This is a genomic window from Brevibacterium picturae, from assembly GCF_900105045.1.
GTDB classification, from domain to species: Bacteria; Actinomycetota; Actinomycetes; order Actinomycetales; family Brevibacteriaceae; genus Brevibacterium; species Brevibacterium picturae.
In genome coordinates this window covers 298,029-314,059 of record NZ_LT629739.1, presented here as the reverse complement: position 1 = coordinate 314,059, position 16,031 = coordinate 298,029, and the positions used below count along the sequence as shown (strand labels likewise).

General features: G+C 64.8%; 14 protein-coding genes. 8 read left to right on the top strand and 6 right to left on the bottom strand.

Annotated elements, in window-relative coordinates:
- Positions 1 to 67: 67 nt before the first annotated feature.
- Genes BLT92_RS01510 through ahcY form a run of 3 tightly spaced genes read left to right on the top strand, consistent with a single transcriptional unit; the run spans position 68 to position 3,368 of the window.
- Entirely contained in the window at positions 68 to 403 is a 336-nt protein-coding gene (locus BLT92_RS01510; RefSeq protein ID WP_231938969.1) for a DUF3499 family protein, read from the top strand.
- On the top strand, positions 400 to 1,863 hold the full coding sequence (gene manB / locus BLT92_RS01505) for a phosphohexomutase domain-containing protein (RefSeq protein ID WP_231938968.1): 1,464 nt from the start codon (positions 400 to 402) through the stop codon (positions 1,861 to 1,863). Before BLT92_RS01510 ends, manB begins: the two co-directional genes overlap by 4 nt.
- Before the next feature lie 11 nt (positions 1,864 to 1,874).
- On the top strand, positions 1,875 to 3,368 hold the full coding sequence (gene ahcY / locus BLT92_RS01500; RefSeq protein WP_092102306.1) for an adenosylhomocysteinase: 1,494 nt from the start codon (positions 1,875 to 1,877) through the stop codon (positions 3,366 to 3,368).
- Positions 3,369 to 3,407: 39 nt separating this feature from the next.
- Here ahcY and BLT92_RS01495 read toward each other — a convergent pair whose 3' ends face one another.
- Positions 3,408 to 4,232: an RDD family protein gene (locus BLT92_RS01495; RefSeq protein ID WP_231938967.1), complete on the bottom strand. Its 825-nt coding sequence runs from the start codon at positions 4,230 to 4,232 to the stop codon at positions 3,408 to 3,410.
- Positions 4,233 to 4,325: 93 nt separating this feature from the next.
- On the opposite strand from BLT92_RS01495, the gene BLT92_RS01490 reads away from it, so the two are divergent.
- Positions 4,326 to 5,324: a stage II sporulation protein M gene (locus BLT92_RS01490; RefSeq protein WP_092102303.1), complete on the top strand. Its 999-nt coding sequence runs from the start codon at positions 4,326 to 4,328 to the stop codon at positions 5,322 to 5,324.
- A 44-nt stretch (positions 5,325 to 5,368) separates the two neighbouring features.
- On the opposite strand, the gene BLT92_RS01485 is transcribed toward BLT92_RS01490, so the two are convergent.
- The 5 genes from BLT92_RS01485 to BLT92_RS01465 are packed head-to-tail and all read right to left on the bottom strand — an operon-like array spanning position 5,369 to position 10,696.
- On the bottom strand, positions 5,369 to 6,655 hold the full coding sequence (locus BLT92_RS01485) for a DUF58 domain-containing protein (protein ID WP_092102300.1): 1,287 nt from the start codon (positions 6,653 to 6,655) through the stop codon (positions 5,369 to 5,371).
- The gene (locus BLT92_RS01480) at positions 6,656 to 7,732 is read right to left on the bottom strand and encodes an AAA family ATPase (RefSeq protein WP_092102296.1); all 1,077 of its coding nucleotides are present in this window, start codon (positions 7,730 to 7,732) and stop codon (positions 6,656 to 6,658) included.
- Complete coding sequence (locus BLT92_RS01475; RefSeq protein ID WP_092102293.1) at positions 7,729 to 8,994, bottom strand: DUF4350 domain-containing protein; 1,266 nt, start codon at positions 8,992 to 8,994, stop codon at positions 7,729 to 7,731. Before BLT92_RS01475 ends, BLT92_RS01480 begins: the two co-directional genes overlap by 4 nt.
- On the bottom strand, positions 8,991 to 9,647 hold the full coding sequence (locus BLT92_RS01470; protein ID WP_092102290.1) for a hypothetical protein: 657 nt from the start codon (positions 9,645 to 9,647) through the stop codon (positions 8,991 to 8,993). Before BLT92_RS01470 ends, BLT92_RS01475 begins: the two co-directional genes overlap by 4 nt.
- Positions 9,644 to 10,696 carry a hypothetical protein gene (locus BLT92_RS01465; protein WP_092102288.1) on the bottom strand — a complete coding sequence of 351 codons (1,053 nt, stop codon included), beginning with the start codon at positions 10,694 to 10,696 and terminating at the stop codon, positions 9,644 to 9,646. Before BLT92_RS01465 ends, BLT92_RS01470 begins: the two co-directional genes overlap by 4 nt.
- A gap of 135 nt (positions 10,697 to 10,831) precedes the next feature.
- On the opposite strand from BLT92_RS01465, the gene mtrA reads away from it, so the two are divergent.
- Genes mtrA through BLT92_RS01445 form a run of 4 tightly spaced genes read left to right on the top strand, consistent with a single transcriptional unit; the run spans position 10,832 to position 15,996 of the window.
- On the top strand, positions 10,832 to 11,512 hold the full coding sequence (gene mtrA / locus BLT92_RS01460; RefSeq protein ID WP_092102285.1) for an MtrAB system response regulator MtrA: 681 nt from the start codon (positions 10,832 to 10,834) through the stop codon (positions 11,510 to 11,512).
- Positions 11,509 to 13,524 (top strand): MtrAB system histidine kinase MtrB, encoded by a 2,016-nt coding sequence (mtrB, locus tag BLT92_RS01455; RefSeq protein WP_092102282.1) that lies wholly within the window; start codon positions 11,509 to 11,511, stop codon positions 13,522 to 13,524. Before mtrA ends, mtrB begins: the two co-directional genes overlap by 4 nt.
- A complete protein-coding gene (locus tag BLT92_RS01450; protein ID WP_092102279.1) occupies positions 13,521 to 15,242 on the top strand; it encodes an LpqB family beta-propeller domain-containing protein in 1,722 nt (573 codons plus the stop codon). The genes mtrB and BLT92_RS01450 overlap by 4 nt, the downstream gene beginning before the upstream one ends.
- A 31-nt stretch (positions 15,243 to 15,273) precedes the next feature.
- Positions 15,274 to 15,996: a ComF family protein gene (locus BLT92_RS01445; RefSeq protein WP_092102276.1), complete on the top strand. Its 723-nt coding sequence runs from the start codon at positions 15,274 to 15,276 to the stop codon at positions 15,994 to 15,996.
- Positions 15,997 to 16,031: the final 35 nt, after the last annotated feature.

The following is a 16,031-nucleotide window of genomic DNA, read 5'->3' as shown; positions in this document are numbered from 1 at the left end:
GTGAGGGACTGTGTCAGCCGTGAGATTGTGTTCAAAAGTCAGCTGCTCGCGCAGTGCCGCAGCCACCATGACGTACGTGCACGCTGATGCCTGTGTCGTCATCGGTCCGCTGTCGCGTCGCGCCGAGCCCGGTGCCCATGACCTGTGCGCCGACCATGCCGCAAAACTGACCCCGCCCGTGGGGTGGCAGCTCATCCGCATCGAAGGTGAGCAGGCGCCGCCCGAGCGCACCCATGACGACCTCTTGGCCATCGCCGACGCCGTCCGGGAAGCTGCGGGACGCCCCGGGGAGGGAGCGAGAGCAGACGAGGCGGCATCGGCGTCGTCGACGTCCGAGAGGCGAAGCGACGGATCGATGCCCGGTCGCAAACACGGTCACCTGCGCATCATCGGCGATTCATGACCGAGTCCATGGCCGGCGCCGAACCCGGTCCCAAAGTCGTCGAGGCCCGCACGACTGCGCTCGAGCCCGCGGTCGGAGCCTATGACATCCGGGGCCGCATCCCCGACCAGCTCGACGAGGATGTGCTCTTCGCCCTCGGCTGGGCCACCGCGACAGCGATGGCAGAGCTCCATTCGAGCGCCGAGGTGGTCGTCGGCCACGATATGCGCCCCAGTTCACCAGACTTCGGCCACGCATTCGCCGCCGGTATCGAAGCGGCCGGGTCCCGTGCCGTGCTGTTGGGCCTGTGCTCGACCGATCAGCTGTACTTCGCCTCGGGGATCTTCGATCTGCCCGGCGCGATGATCACCGCCAGCCACAACCCGGCAGATTACAACGGGATCAAGATCTGCGGCCCGCGTGCGGCCGGAGTCAGCCTCGCCTCGGGGCTGGGACGGATCAAGGACCTGGCGCCGCGGGCACCCGCGGACATCAACATTCCCCAGGTCGCCATCGACGGGGCTGCGGCCGCGGATATGCGCGAACGCTACGTCGAACGCATCCGCACCCTGACCCACGTCGACGAGATCACGGGCCTGAGGGTCGTGATCGACTGCGGCAACGGCATGGCGGGCGCGCTCCTCGGCGAGGTGTTCGGCACCGAGGCTGGTTACGCCAGTGTGCCCTTCGACGTCATCGGACTTTTCACCGAACTCGACGGCACGTTCCCCAACCACGAGGCGAACCCGCTGAAACCGGAGAACCTCCTCGACGTCTCCCACGCGGTACTCGACCATGGTGCGGACCTGGGGCTGGCCTTCGACGGCGATGCCGACCGGTGCTTCTTCATCGACGAAGCCGGAGCGACCCTGTCACCATCGGCGGTGGGGGCACTCGTCGCCGAACGCGAAATCGCTCGCGCCAAAGCCTCTGGCGTGGCCGAACCCGTGGTCATCCACAATCTCATCACCTCACGCAGCGTTCCGGCCACGATCACAGCCGCTGGCGGGCGTGCAGTGCGCTCGAAGGTCGGGCACTCCGGCATCAAAACACTTATGCGCTCCGAACACGCCGTCTTCGCCTGCGAGCACTCCGCACACTTCTACTTCGATGAGTTCTACGGTGCGGACTCCGGCATGCTCGCCGCCTGCCACCTCATCTCCGCCCTGGCGAAGACCGGGGCACCGGCGTCACGACTCGTCGCCGACTACGACCTCTACGTCCAATCGGGAGAGATCAACTTCACCGTCGCCGATCCCGATGCGGTGCTCTCCGCCTTCGCCGCCGCGACCGGTGACTTCCCGAGCAACACGGTTGATGACCTCGACGGCATCGGACTGCAGGGCGAGGACTGGTGGGTCAACCTGCGCAAGTCGAACACCGAACCGCTGGTGCGCCTCAACGTCGAAGCCGACGACTCCGAGCGCCTGCGTGAATTGACCGCGCAGGCCAGCGACTTCGTCGAGGCACGCAGGCAATAGACTCGACGCAGATGACAACAGCTTTTGTTCCCGATGGAGGTACCGTGCTCGATTCCACCGACTTCAAGGTTGCCGATCTGAGTCTGGCCGAGGCCGGCCGGCACCAGATCCGACTGGCCGAACGCGAGATGCCGGGACTCATGGCACTGCGCGAAGAGTTCGGCCGCAGCAAACCGCTGACCGGTGCCCGCATCGCCGGCAGCCTGCACATGACGGTGCAGACGGCCGTGCTCATCGAAACCCTTGTCGCCCTCGGGGCGCAGGTGCGCTGGGCCAGCTGCAACATCTTCTCCACGCAGGACGAGGCGGCCGCCGCCGTTGTCGTCGGCACCGGCAGCGTCGAGGCGCCCACCGGTGTGCCCGTCTTCGCCTGGAAGGGTGAGACCCTCGAAGAGTATTGGTGGGCCGCGGACAAGATCTTCGACTTCGCCGAGGGCGCCAACCTCATCCTCGACGACGGCGGCGACGCCACCATGTACGTCCTCAAGGGCGCCCAGGCCGAACTCGACGGGGGAGTCCCCGCCGCGAGTGAGGACGATCCGGAGGAGTTCAAGGTCCTCCTGGCACAGGTGCAGAGATCACTCGAAGCCTCACCCGGCCGCTTCGGTCGCATGGCTGCCGGCATCAAGGGCGTCAGCGAAGAGACCACGACGGGAGTCAACCGCCTCTACCGTCTGGCCGAGGAAGGCAAGCTTCCGTTCCCCGCCATCAACGTCAACGATTCGGTGACGAAGTCGAAGTTCGACAACCGCTACGGCATCCGCCACTCCCTGCCCGATGGTCTCAACCGTGCGACCGATGTCCTCATCGGCGGCAAGATCGCCGTCGTCGTCGGCTACGGTGATGTCGGCAAGGGCGCCGCCGAGGCGCTGCGCGGTCAGGGAGCCAGGGTCATCGTCACCGAGATCGACCCGATCTGCGCACTGCAGGCGACGATGGACGGCTACCAGGTCGACCACCTGGCCACGGTGGCACCGAGCGCCGACATCATCATCACAACCACCGGCAACACTCGCGTGGTCGGGATCGAGGTGTTGCAGAGCCTCAAGCCCGGGGCGATCGTCGGCAACGTCGGACACTTCGACGACGAGATCGATCTGGCCGGACTGGCCAAAATGTCCGGGGTGAGCAAGGTCGAGATCAAGCCGCAGGTCCACGAATGGCGCGTGCCCGTCCCCGCCGATCAGGGGCTGGACCGGGATCGGACGGACTTCCTCGTGCTCTCCGAGGGACGACTGCTCAACCTGGGCAACGCGACCGGTCACCCCTCGTTCGTCATGAGCGCCTCATTCGCCAACCAGGTGCTCGCGCAGATCGAACTCTGGAACAGTCCCGACCGCTACGACAACGATGTCCACCGCCTGGCGAAGGAACTCGACGAGAAGGTCGCCCGCCTCCACCTGCCGGCACTCGGAGCGAACCTGTCCGAGCTGTCGAAGGAACAGGCCGAATACATCGGCGTCGACGTCGCCGGGCCCTATAAGCCCGAGCACTACCGGTACTGAGGTGCTGAGATAATGAGTCGAACCTGAGTCTGCGGGGCCCTACCGGCTCTGCAGGCTCAGCCCGTGAGGGAGGTTGTTCACGCCCGCACGGAAGGCTTGAGACTGCTCACTGCGACGCTGCTGCTTCGAAAACTCTGCAGACCGCTGCCGGTGGATGACGGCCGATAAGAACTGTTCGGGCATCGTCCCCTCCGGCGGCGCCGGCGCGACATAGGGGTTGAGTTCGGTGGCGAGCTCCTTCGCTCGATCCCAGCGCGATTCGCGTCCCAGGTTCTCCGACATCGACAGGAACTGCACGACCCGTCGGTGCAGTCCGGCAGGAAGTGTGGCGATATCGGTCTCCGCCAGCCAGTTGTGCAGGTGCGGTGAGACATGCGTGCGGACCGGCTGTGGTGGGGCGGTGCGTTCGCTGACGGCCACCGTACCGGCCATGTAGTCGCCGAGGCGCTTGGCCTGTGGCGAGATCAGACCGGAGAGGGCGGCCAGACCGCCGCCGGTCGACAGGATCTCGAAAGGCCACAGAATGGACCGGATGAACGAATGCCTGGCCCGTACTGCGCCACCGTCGTCACGGACGACCCGCAGGCCCAGGATGAGCTTGCCGATCGAGCGACCATGGGTGAGGACTTCGATGATCATCGGCAGGAGAACGAACACCGAGATGCTCATGATGGTCATGACCGATGTCAGGAGGAGCTCATTGACGTCGAGGATCTGAAGCAGGAACCAGAACATGGCGATGATGAGCCCGATGTTGACGATCGCGTAGACGATGTAGTCGATGAGGCAGCTCAGCGCGCGTGCTGCCAGGGCTGCGGGCTGGATGCTCAGTTCGACGGCTTCGCCCGTCACCAAAGTACTCACAGATCCATCCTGTCATAATTCGCATCCCCGCTTCATTGGGGATCGCCTGGGACGCAGATTCTGGTCGACGGGAGTCTCAGATAGGCTTGCAGCATGGACCCGAATCTGCTGGCCGAACTGCACGGCGACAAGTGGCGAGAACTGTCCATGCTGGCGAAGAAGAACACGCTGACTCCGGCGCAGACGCACAGATTCCTCGACCTCTATCGGGACGCATCGAAGGACCTGTCGCGGATCATGACGGTGGCTCCCGACTCCCTGGAGGCCGCGCGTCTGTCCGCGATCGTCCATCGCTCGCGCAATCATCTCTCCGCGGTTCCCGCCGGCGGGCTGAGCGGTCTCTCCCGCTTCTTCGTCATCAGCCTGCCGCTGTCGATCTACCGGCTGCGGTGGGACTTCCTCATCGTCGCCGCATGTTTCCTGGCAGTGGCGAGCCTGGCCGGGATCTGGGCGGGCATGCACCCGGAGGTGCTCGAGACCTTCGGCGACCGTGCATTCCGCAAACAGTTCGCCGAACATGATTTCGTCGACTACTACAAGGAGAACCCGAACGGCTTCTTCGCAGTGGGAGTGTGGACGAACAACGCCTGGATCGCGGTGCAGTTCGTGCTCCTGGGCATCACCGGTGTCTTCGTCGTCTCCGGGCTGTTCTCCAATGCGGTCAACGTCGGCTTCTCGGGTGCGATGATGTTCGAGTTCGACCGCGGTTCGGACTTCTTCCTCTACATCCTCCCGCACGGCATCCCCGAGATCAGCTGCATCATCCTGGCCGCAGCGGCGGGTCTGAGACTGTTCTTCGCCTGGGTGGTGCCGGGTCCGCAGCTGCGACGCAACAAACTCGCCTCCGAAGCCAGATCATTGCTGACCGTCGCCGGTGGTCTGGTCATCATGCTGTTCATCTCCGGGCTCATCGAAGGTTTCGTCACTCCGAATCCGATTCCGCCGGCGCTCAAGATCGCCATCGGCGTCGCCTACACCGCGGCAGTCATCGCCTATGCCTGGTACTTCGGCAAGCGCGCAGTCAGGGCCGGGCTCAGCGCCGACCTCGACGAGCACCAGGCGGGCTATTCGATCCTCGCCACAGACCGGTAGATCGCCCACCGCAGACCTGTGGGACCTTCATCGATGCGCAGGACTCAAAGCTTCCCGGTCGCCTTGAGGTTGATGTAGAGATCGGCCAATGCACCAGGGAGATCGTCGGGGGCGGCCTCGACGGACTGGACACCGGCTCCGCGCAGGCGGGTCTGCAGCGACTTCGACGTCAGCAGCTCCGATTCCGCGGCAGCGGCCGTGAAGATCTCATCGGTTCCCTCACGTTTGGCAGCCAGCTCCCTCAATCCGGGATCCTCGACCGAGGCCAGGACCACACGGTGCCGGGCCAACAGCGTCGGCAGGACCGGCAGGATCTCATCGGAGACGCTGCCCTCATCGAGCGCGGTGACTAAGACGACGAGGGCATGCTGGCGGGAAGTGGCCAGAACAGTCGAGGAGATCTGTTCCCAGTCAGCATCGTAGAGTTCCGGGTGGACCGTGGTCAGGGCCACCGACAGGTCATGGACGGGGTCCTTCGAACGATGGCTCGAGGCGATCGCGCGGATGCGTGCATCGGCGACGACGACATCGACCCGGTCACCTGCTCCCGAGGCCAGAGCCGTCAGCAGCAGGGCAGACTCCAGGGCGGCGTCGAAGACCGTGCCGTCTCCGCAGCGACGCGCGGCCAGCCGCGAGGAATCGACGACGATGACGACCCTCCGGTCGCGCTCCGGCCGCCAGGTCTTGACGACCAGATCCTGGGCGCGGGCGCTGGCGCGCCAGTCGATTGAGCGCACATCATCACCGTCGACGTAGTCGCGCAGCGAATCGAACTCCGTGCCCATGCCGCGGATCATCACAGCGGACCGACCGTCGAGTTCGCGAAGCTTCTGCGTCTTCGACGGAAGTTCGCGCCGGGAGATGAACGGGGGCAGGACCCGCACGATCGCCGGCACATCGAAGCTGCGCTGCCGGGAGATGAACCCGAGGATGCTGCGTGAGCGCACGGTGACCTTGTCCCCGTGCAGGGCGCCGCGGCGCACTGGCAGAAGCTGCGTGACCAACTGCGCGTCCTCACCCGGTGCCAGGTCGAAACGTGAGCGGGTGCTCTTCGCCCCGGCGCTGGGCGACCAGGCATCTCGGACTGCGAGGCGCAGACGCCTGGGGGAGTCATTGACGACGGTGAGAGTGGCATCGGTGGGATCACCGAGGCGAACCATCGGTCCGGGTGTGCGCTGAAGGGAGACCAACCTCGGCGGGGGCACGAGAAAGAAGTCGACAACGGCGACGATGATGATGACAGCGGCCACGATCAATGCACTCGTCCACCCCGGCATGAGCATGACGGGGACAAGCCCGAGCAGGGCGAGCAGGAGTAGTCGTGAGGTCATTCAGCGCGGTACTTCGGTGGTCGCAATGATCGAGTTGAGGACCTGATCGACGTTGAGGCCGTCCATCTGCGCCTCCGGGCGCAGGATCACACGGTGGCCAAGGGTCATGTGGGCCAGCGCCTTGACATCGTCGGGGGTGACGTAACCGCGGCCCGACAGCCAGGCAAAGGCGCGTGCGGCACCGAGCATCCGGGTGGCACCGCGGGGAGACACGCCCAACGCCAGCGACGGTGCCTGTCTGGTCGCTCGGGCCAGGTCGACGATGTAGGTGATGACCTGCGGAGCGATGTAGATCTCGGCGATGGCCTCCCGTGCCCGGGCGATCATGTCCGCGTCGACGACAGGGGTCAGTCCCGCCTCGGCGAGGTGGGAGGCATCGAAGCCGTGAGCGTGACGGTTGAGGATCTCGAATTCCAGCTCGCGTTCAGGCAGCCCGAGCACGAGTTTGAACAGGAACCGGTCGAGCTGAGCCTCGGGCAGGGGATAGGTGCCCTCGTATTCGAGCGGGTTCTGGGTGGCCGCGACCATGAACGGTTCGGGCAGGGCACGGGAGCCTCCGCCGACCGAGACCTGATGCTCCTCCATGGCTTCGAGCAGAGCCGACTGGGTCTTGGGCGGGGTGCGGTTGATCTCATCGGCGATGAGGATGTTCGTGAACACCGGGCCGGGACGGAACTCGAAGTTCGATACGGACGCGTCGTAGACCAGTGAGCCGGTGACGTCGCTGGGCATGAGGTCCGGCGTGAACTGGATCCGTGTGTTGTCGAGGCTGACCGATTTCGCGAAGCTGCGCACCAGGAGGGTCTTGGCGACGCCGGGGACACCCTCGAGCAGCACATGACCTTGGCACAGCAGTGCGATGAGCATGCCGGTGACCGCTTCGTCCTGACCGACGACCGCCTTGGCGATCTGCGTGCGCACATCGACGAACGCCTCCCGCAGGGGATCGCGTTCCTGAGCCGGCTGGGGCTGAGCAGGCTGAGACTGCTGGGGCGGCTGAGGCTGTGTCGGCTGAGACTGAGCCGACTGGGCCTGCGTTGGCTGCTGGGCGGAGTTCTCTCCAGGAGTCTGTGTCATGAGACCTCGCTTTCGATGAGGGTGAGCTGATGGACGATGTGCTGCAGATCAGCGTCGGTGCAGGGCACCGCGGAGGAGAAGACCGACTCGACCTGGGCAGGATCGCGGCCCGTCGTGTTCGCGATGGCGACAATGATGTCGTGGAGGCCGGCCTCCGGACCCAGGGCCAACCGTTTCGCGATGCGCAGCAGGGCTCCCGTGCGCAGGGTGTGCAGTGCCCCGGTCCGGTCATGGCTGCGCGCGGCCAGAGCCGCCCGACCATGCACGGTCTCGACCGCGGGGACGATGGCCGGCAGTCGTTCGACGGCCAGGGGACCGAACCTGCGACCGAGGATGAGCAGCAGGATGAACACGCAAGGAACCAGCCACAGGGCCCCGGCGATGAACCAGCTGGGCACATAGTCCAGGGTCGACGGCGGTGCTTGGAACTCACCGGTCTCGGTGGGGTAGTAGACGACGAGATGGTCGGTCTGCGACAGCTGGGAGAGCACCAGCGAGGCATGTCCCTCCTCATCGATGCCGGCGTTGGTCACCCAGTCGGGATTGCCCAGGACGGTGACGGGAAAATCTCCCTTTCCACCGGCACTCTCATCGACGATGAGCTGTCCGTGGGCCGACCCGGGGGTCACTTCGCCGCCGTCGATCTGGGTGACGCCGGGGCCGGCGAATGGGTAGCAGGTGTGCAGGCCCTCAGTGCCCTTCCGGGCTTCGGCATACTCGGCATCACCGGTCTCCGCCGGGCCGGCGGCTTGAGCTGAGTCCACGGTGCAGTCGGGCTGTGAGATCGTCTCCGGAGACGCCAGCGGACTGAGGCTGTCATTGACCGTGATGCGATCGGTGAAGTCCTGGACCGTGTAGCCGGGGTCGACGAGGACAAGACGGTTGTCATTGGTGGAGAGTTCGGACCGGAAACCGTCGATGTCACCCAGCGAGAGCATGTCGGCCTTCGTCGGAATCAGGAGTGTCGTATCCGACTGACCTGAGGCCGTGTGGGCCGTGTCGAAATCCTCGGTGGTGGTGACCTCGACCCCGTGGTCGCGCAGCGTCTCGACCATGGCCTTCGTGCCGTCGCGAGCCGTGGAGTCGTAGTGGAGCGGGGCATCGGACCCACGATCAGACGTCATCAGCATCGTCGCGATCACGGTGATGAGGATGGCGGCGGCCGCGACGATCCACACCCCAACTGATCTCAGCCGAGCCGTCAGTGGCACCGCCGGGCTCGAGCGGGTGCCTCTGGTCGCGACGTCGATGAGGGCGCTCACGATGCCACCGCCGATCGATGCCTGGGAACCAGGGCGCTCAGGGTCTCATCGAAAGCGCGGAATTCGTCGTAGGTTGTCTGCAATGCGGCAGCGGAGGTCTGGGCATGGTCCTCGCCGAAGAGGAGATCGTTGAAGACATTCGCGACCCGTGTCAGCTCCCGCCGGTGCTCGGGCAGCTCGCCTCCGGCGGTGCGACTGAGCTCGCTGGCCGTCGACGCCGAATCGAGCGTGACGATCTGCTTCTGGGAGAGCACAGCGAAGATGGCGCGTGCGGAATCGATGACGGCCGTCGTCATGTCGCCGCGCTGTGCGGCAGCCCGTGCACTGTTCCTCCACGGGCCGGGCTCCGGTGAGGCGACGACGGGGTCGAAGGCAGACAGCGGGAGCGAGGTCTTCCTCAGCCCGACTCGGCGGACCCGCCAGACGATGAGCGCGACGATCGCAGCCAGGGCCACGACGACGATGAGGATCAGCCAGGGAGAGTTGCTGTTCAGCGCACCGGAGACGATCGAGTCCCAGATGTCGCTCAGCCATTGTCCGAGCTGTTCCAAGGGGGTCAGGTCGGTGTCCGAGTACTCCTTCTTCGACAGTTCGTGTTCGACCCATTCGCGCCCGGTCTCACGATCGATGGCCGAACTCAGCAGCGCGCTCATGCAGTGTTCTCCTCACGACGGATGAGGACCAGATCGAATCCTTCGGAGCGCATGCGCTGGTCGAAGTAGCAGACACAGACGAGGCATGAGAAGTACGCAAAGAGGATCGCCGAGGACACCGTCGTCAGAACCAGGAGAAGCGCTCCAGCGATGACGGTGATGAGCGTCATCGCCGAGGAGGCTGCTTCAACGGTGGTGACGGCGACCGTCGCGACGGCGGTGATGACCGTGACGAGCGGGGTGATGACGAGCTGGACCAGTTGGTTGGACAGGAAGTAGCCGAGACCGAGCTGACCGAAGGTGCGCCAGAAACCTCGGCCGGTCAGCCTCCAGGAGCGTCCCAGCGCAGCACGGACGCCCAGCCTCTCGACGGCGATCGCCGAGCCGGTGAACGCGAATCGCAGGTTCAGCCAGATCACGGCGCACAGCCAGAGTCCCAGCGCTATGACGGCGGTGACGATTGCGGGGACCGTATTGTCGAACAGCGCGAACAGAAGAGAGGGGAGCCCCAGCAGGGTGAGCAGACCCAGATTGATGGCACCCAGGGCAATCGCAGCGAGGATGAGCGACCACCGGCGGCCGTGCAGAGACCTCCACGACTGCGTCAGCGTGGTCTTGCGTGCACCGAACGAGCCCTCGGCACCGCTGGCGGCCAATCCGGCGAGGAAATGAGCCACGCCGAGGCTGAGCAGGCTGATGACGAACGACCCCATCTGCGCGAGGAGGAGGAACCCGGACATCGCGTCGTCATTGCTGACGAGGTCGTTGAGGAAGGGCAGGAACTCAAGAACCACGAAGGTTCCGAGCGCAGTGAGGACGAGAGTCCAGAGTGTGAACACGATGAGAGCCGCGCCGATGGTGAGCCCGGGGACGAAGCGCAGCAGTCGGAACCCGGAATCGAGCACCTCGAAGAAGGTCAGCGGCCGTTTGGCCAGGACTCCACGAGGGGAAGGCGGGTGCCATTCGTGATGCGTCGGGCCCTGATCTCGTCGTTGCCACTGACCGGTCTGCCAGTCGACCTCGGAGGTCCACGCATTCGATCGTTCCATCACCGAACAATCCTGCCATGATTGGCAGTCCGGTGCCGAGTCGAACCGCCCCGGGCGTGAACTTCACAGCGTCTGCATTGGCAGGTGAGGGTGTCGAGGTCGAAAGATTGGGCGCTGATAAGCGACAATGGAAGGATGAACGCTCGTATCCTCGTAGTTGATGATGACACGGCTTTGGCCGAAATGATCGGAATTGTGCTCAAAAGTGAAGGCTTCGAGCCCTTTTTCTGCGCTACCGGCGATCAAGCCTTCGGCGAATTCGAGAAGGTGAACCCGGACCTCGTCCTCCTCGACCTCATGCTGCCCGGAAAGGACGGCCTCGAGGTCTGCCGAGAGATCCGCGAGATCTCCTCGGTGCCGATCATCATGCTCACGGCGAAATCGGACACCGTGGACGTCGTCCTCGGCCTGGAGTCCGGCGCCGACGACTACGTTCCCAAGCCATTCAAACCCAAGGAGCTCATTGCCAGGGTGCGAGCCCGACTGCGCATCTCCGAACCGCAGGCCCCGGAGCTGCTCAACGTCGGCGATGTCGTTGTCGACGTCGCCGGTCACACCGTGACCAAGGGCGGTTCCCCGATTTCCCTGACCCCGCTCGAGTTCGATCTGCTGGTGGCTCTGGCCCGCAAGCCGTGGCAGGTGTTCTCCCGCGAGACTCTGCTCGAAGAAGTGTGGGGCTACCGGCATGCGGCTGACACCCGCCTCGTGAACGTGCACGTGCAGCGTCTGCGCTCGAAGATCGAACGTGACCCGGAGAAGCCGGACATCATCGTCACCGTTCGCGGCGTGGGATATAAGGCAGGCAGAGCGGCGTGAGTCGCTCCTCGGCTGTGGGCGGCGCAATCCGCACCGCAGCCTCGGCGATGCGGGCGTTCTGGAGGTTCCTCCTCCGCTCGTTCAGTCATTCCCTGCAGCTGCGGATCGTCGTTCTCACCATCGTCCTCACCTCGGTGGCCATCTTCGGGGTGGGGACGTACATGTCACAGCAGATTTCGCGGGGTCTCTTCGACACCCGGCTGCAGTCCCTGTCGTCCCAGGCCGGCACGATCGTCTCAGAGCTGCGCAGCCTCGCCCCCGTTGATGGTCAGGCCGTGACTCAGGAGAACCTGAGCTCTCAGCTGTCGTCGATCTACAACCGCTCCACCGGATCCGTGTATTCGCTGACCTTGGAGCCCAGCGATCCGAACTCGTCGTTCTCCACGATCTCTGCCGGAACGACGGATTCCGATGGTGCACCGTACGAGATGCCCATCAGCGGTGAGCTCAAGGATGCCATCGGCAAGGCCCCGACCGATGACATGCTCTATCAGTCGGTGAGTCTTCCCGACGGGACCGGACCCGGCCTGCTCATCTCTCAGGAGCTCCAGATCCCCGGCGCCGGGCAGTTCCAGCTCTATTATCTCGGCGACCTGTCCGAGCAGCAGGACACCCTCGACTTCGTCCAGAGGTCGATGCTCGTTGCCGCCCTCGTCCTCGTCGTCCTCGTGGGCGCCGTGGCGTGGATCGTCACCCGGCTCGTGGTGACCCCGGTGCGCACCGGCGCCGAGGTGGCCCGTCTCATCGCCGATGGTGATCTGGACGAGCGCATGCCCGTCCACGGCAATGACGAAATCGCGGTGCTGGGGGAGTCCTTCAACGACATGGCCGACACCCTCCAACACCAGATTCAGCAGATGGAGCGGCTGTCTGTGCTGCAGCGGCAGTTCGTCTCCGACGTCTCCCACGAACTGCGCACACCACTGACCACGATCCGGGCTGCCGCGGACCTCATCTACGATTCGCGTGACGACCTCGATCCGGTGACGGCCCGCAGCGCGGAGCTGCTGAATTCGCAGGCGGAGAGGTTCGACAGCCTCCTCTCGGACCTGCTTGAGATCTCCCGCTACGATGCCGGTGCCGCTGCTCTGGTGGCCAAACCCGTCGACGTCGGTGCGATCGTCACCTCGATCATCGAGACGGTGTCGATGGTCGCGGACCAGATGTCGACGAACATCGTCGTCCACTCCCCGTCCTCACCGGTGATGGCCGAGGTTGACCGGGTGCGCATCACACGGATCTTGCGCAACCTCATCGTCAATGCGATCGAACACGGAGAGTCCAACCCGATCGACATCTACGTCGCCTCCAACGCCGAGGCGGTGGCCGTGAGCGTGCGCGACCACGGCGTTGGAATGAATGAGGAACAGGTCGAGCACGTCTTCGACCGTTTCTGGCGTGCGGATCCCGCTCGCAAGCGCACCCTGGGCGGGTCCGGTTTGGGACTGGCGATCTCGCTCGAGGACGCCCACCTGCACAACGGCTGGCTGCAGGTCTGGGGCAAACCCGGAGAAGGCTCATGCTTCCGCCTGACCATCCCGCGCCGTCCCGATCAGGAGATCACCTCCTCGCCTCTGCCCCTGCCGCCCCGGGACGCGCAGGTCCAGGGTGCTGCCCTGGTCGCGGGTCCGCTGTCCTCGGACGGCTCCGTGCGGATCCAGACAGGGTCGATTCCCATCGTGGTCGAAACCGGTCAGGCTCCTCCCACCCGTGAAGGGTATGGTGGCGAGCCCGAGGTCGTCCGCGGTGATGATGCCATCATCGACGACGGGACCGACCTCACCGGTAGCGGCGAGAGGGCAGACGAGCCCGAGGACGCAGACGCCGGCGCCGACCGAGGCCCAGAAATCGACAGCGGCGCCGACACCGACACGGGTGCCGACGACGGCGACGATGCCGACAGCGGGACTGGCGCTCGCGACGATGCCGACAACATTGACACCCGCATTGAGATTGACGCTGACACCGTCTGGCCCACCGATGCAGCACACGAAGGAGGACCGCAGTCATGACGACGCCCCGACGTAAGAAGGGACTGCACGTGCTCGTCCTCGCAGCCGTCGCCTCCCTGGCGCTGACGGCCTGCTCTTCGATCCCGACCAATTCGCCGGTGGGCCATATCGAAGCGGGCTCCGGTGCCCCGGGAGACAGCAGTGCTCGGATCCCGGAGGGGCCCGAACCCGGCGACAGCATCGGTGAGATCGTTCGTGGCTTCCTCTCCGCCGGTGCCGGTACCGGAAACAACTTCTCCGTGGCCAAGTCCTTCCTCACAGAGGCCGAGGCACAGGAATGGAACCCACAGGAATCGGTGTCGCTGCTGCCCAATGACACCGACCTGGAGTCGCTCAACGCCGAAGTCACCTCCGATCAGAAGACGCTGACGATGTCGGCGCCCGTCGTCGGACTCGTCAACTCTTCGGGCATCTTCAACTCCACCAAACCGGGAACCCGGTCGAACATGGAGTTCTCGCTGCGGCAGGAGAACGGGGAATGGCGCATCGCCTCGGCGCCCGATGGTCTCTTGATCACCCAGACGGAGTTCCAGACGATCTTCCTCAACTACTCTCTGCAGTTCTTCACCTCCGATTACTCCTACCTGGTGCCGGACTCCCGCTGGTTCCTCCGGTCCTCGTCAACGCCGACCGCTCTCATCAACGAACTCCTCACCGGGCCGGCCTCGTACCTCTCGGGTGCGGTCGTGACCGCGATTCCCGACGGTGCGAAGCTCAGCGATACGAACGTGGTGACGATCGAAAACGGCGTCGCACACATCGCCTTGAGCAACCAGGGAGACGCACCCACGGACAAGGAGAAGGGGCTGATCCGGCAGCAGATCGCATCGACGCTGAAGGTGATTCCCTCGATCTCGAGCATCGAGCTGACCATCGGCGGACAGGTCGTCCCGAAGAGTCTGCAGCCGAAGACCGACACCTCGGTCCAGGTCGACGGCCCACCGGTGGTGCTGGCCAAAGACCGGCTCTCGCGCATCTCGGGTACGACCGTGGCCAAGGTCGAGAACAGTCCTGACCTGTCCGAAGCCAAGGCCAGCGACCCGGCAGTGTCATTTGACGATTCGCTCTACGTCTACCTGCAGAACTCAGGAAAACAGCTGATGCGCCTCAAAGACGACGCCGTCGATGCGACTCCGATCCTCAGGGGCAAGAAGCTCGTACGGCCCAGCATCGACCGGTTCAAAACGGTCTGGACCGGGGAGCGCGACAACAAGGGCAAGCTCACAGCCATCGGCGATGACAGCCAGGAGTACACCATCGCCACGGACTTCCTCGCCGGTCGAGATCTCATCGACTTGGAAGTCTCCCGAGACGGCACGCGAATCGCGGTGCTGAGTCGGCACAAGGGCGAACCTGCACGCATCGACGTCGTCGGCATCCCACGTGACAAAGCGGGCAATCCTGCCAGTGCCGTCTCTGATGCACCGATCGAAGTCGGGTCGAACTTCGAGGAGGTCAAGGACATCTCCTGGGCCGGTTCGACCTCCCTGGTGGCGCTGGCCGCGAAGGAGGGCGAACAGGTCCAGCCCTTCCGCATCGGGGTGACCGGGCCTCCCGCGCAGCTGGGAGAGGTCCCTGACGGCAGCCGAATCGCCTCCGGTGAGGACGGCCGCTCGATCCTCGTGACGAGCTCGTCCGGAGAGATCTACTCCTACAATTCCAATGCCTGGCAGAAGCTCGTCGATATCTCGGCCAAGGATCCCTCCTACCCGGGCTGAATCCCAGGACCCAGCATAGTAGATTTCTCCCATGGGACTGCTGACCGAATTCGGCGAACTCTTCCTGCCCCGCCGGTGTGCCGGCTGCGGACGGGAGGACGTCTCCCTGTGCACGGCCTGTCTCAAGCTGCTCGGCGGCATCCCGCGAGCCATGGAACCGCGGTACGGCCAGATACCGGTCGTCGGCGTCTCGGAATACAGTTCGCAGGTATCTCACATGGTGGTCAATTTCAAGGACAATGGTCGCCGCGACATCCTCGACCCTCTGGCCCTGGCACTTGCGCGTTCCATCACCGCGGCCTTGGAGTTGGCTCACCATTCGGGCGGTCGGGTCAGACTGTTCCCCGCGCCGAGCTCCCCGCAGGCACGGCGACGCCGAGGCGGCTCCCACACCGCAGCCCTTGCCCGACGCGCCGCCGAACTCGTTCCCGAACTGTCGCTGGAGGTCGTCGACGTTCTCCTCACACGACGCCACCATGACCAGGTCGGTCTGGGAGCCCATGCGAGGCAACGCAATGTGGCCAGGTCGCAGTACCTCGAACCGAGGGCCTCGGACTCGATATCTCCCGCAGGCGGAGACGAATCCGGGTCGGAATCCGGCGCTGACATTCTCGTCGACGATTTCTCAACGACTGGAGCAACCTTGGCAGAAAGCGCACGGGTACTAGCATCGGTGCAGATCAGACCCGCTGCAGGAGCCGTTCTCGGGCTCGGCCGCGGGGGCACTCGATTTGTCTCTCCCTTTACTGTATAACGGGGTTTACCCATCCAAGGGAATGGGATCGGATG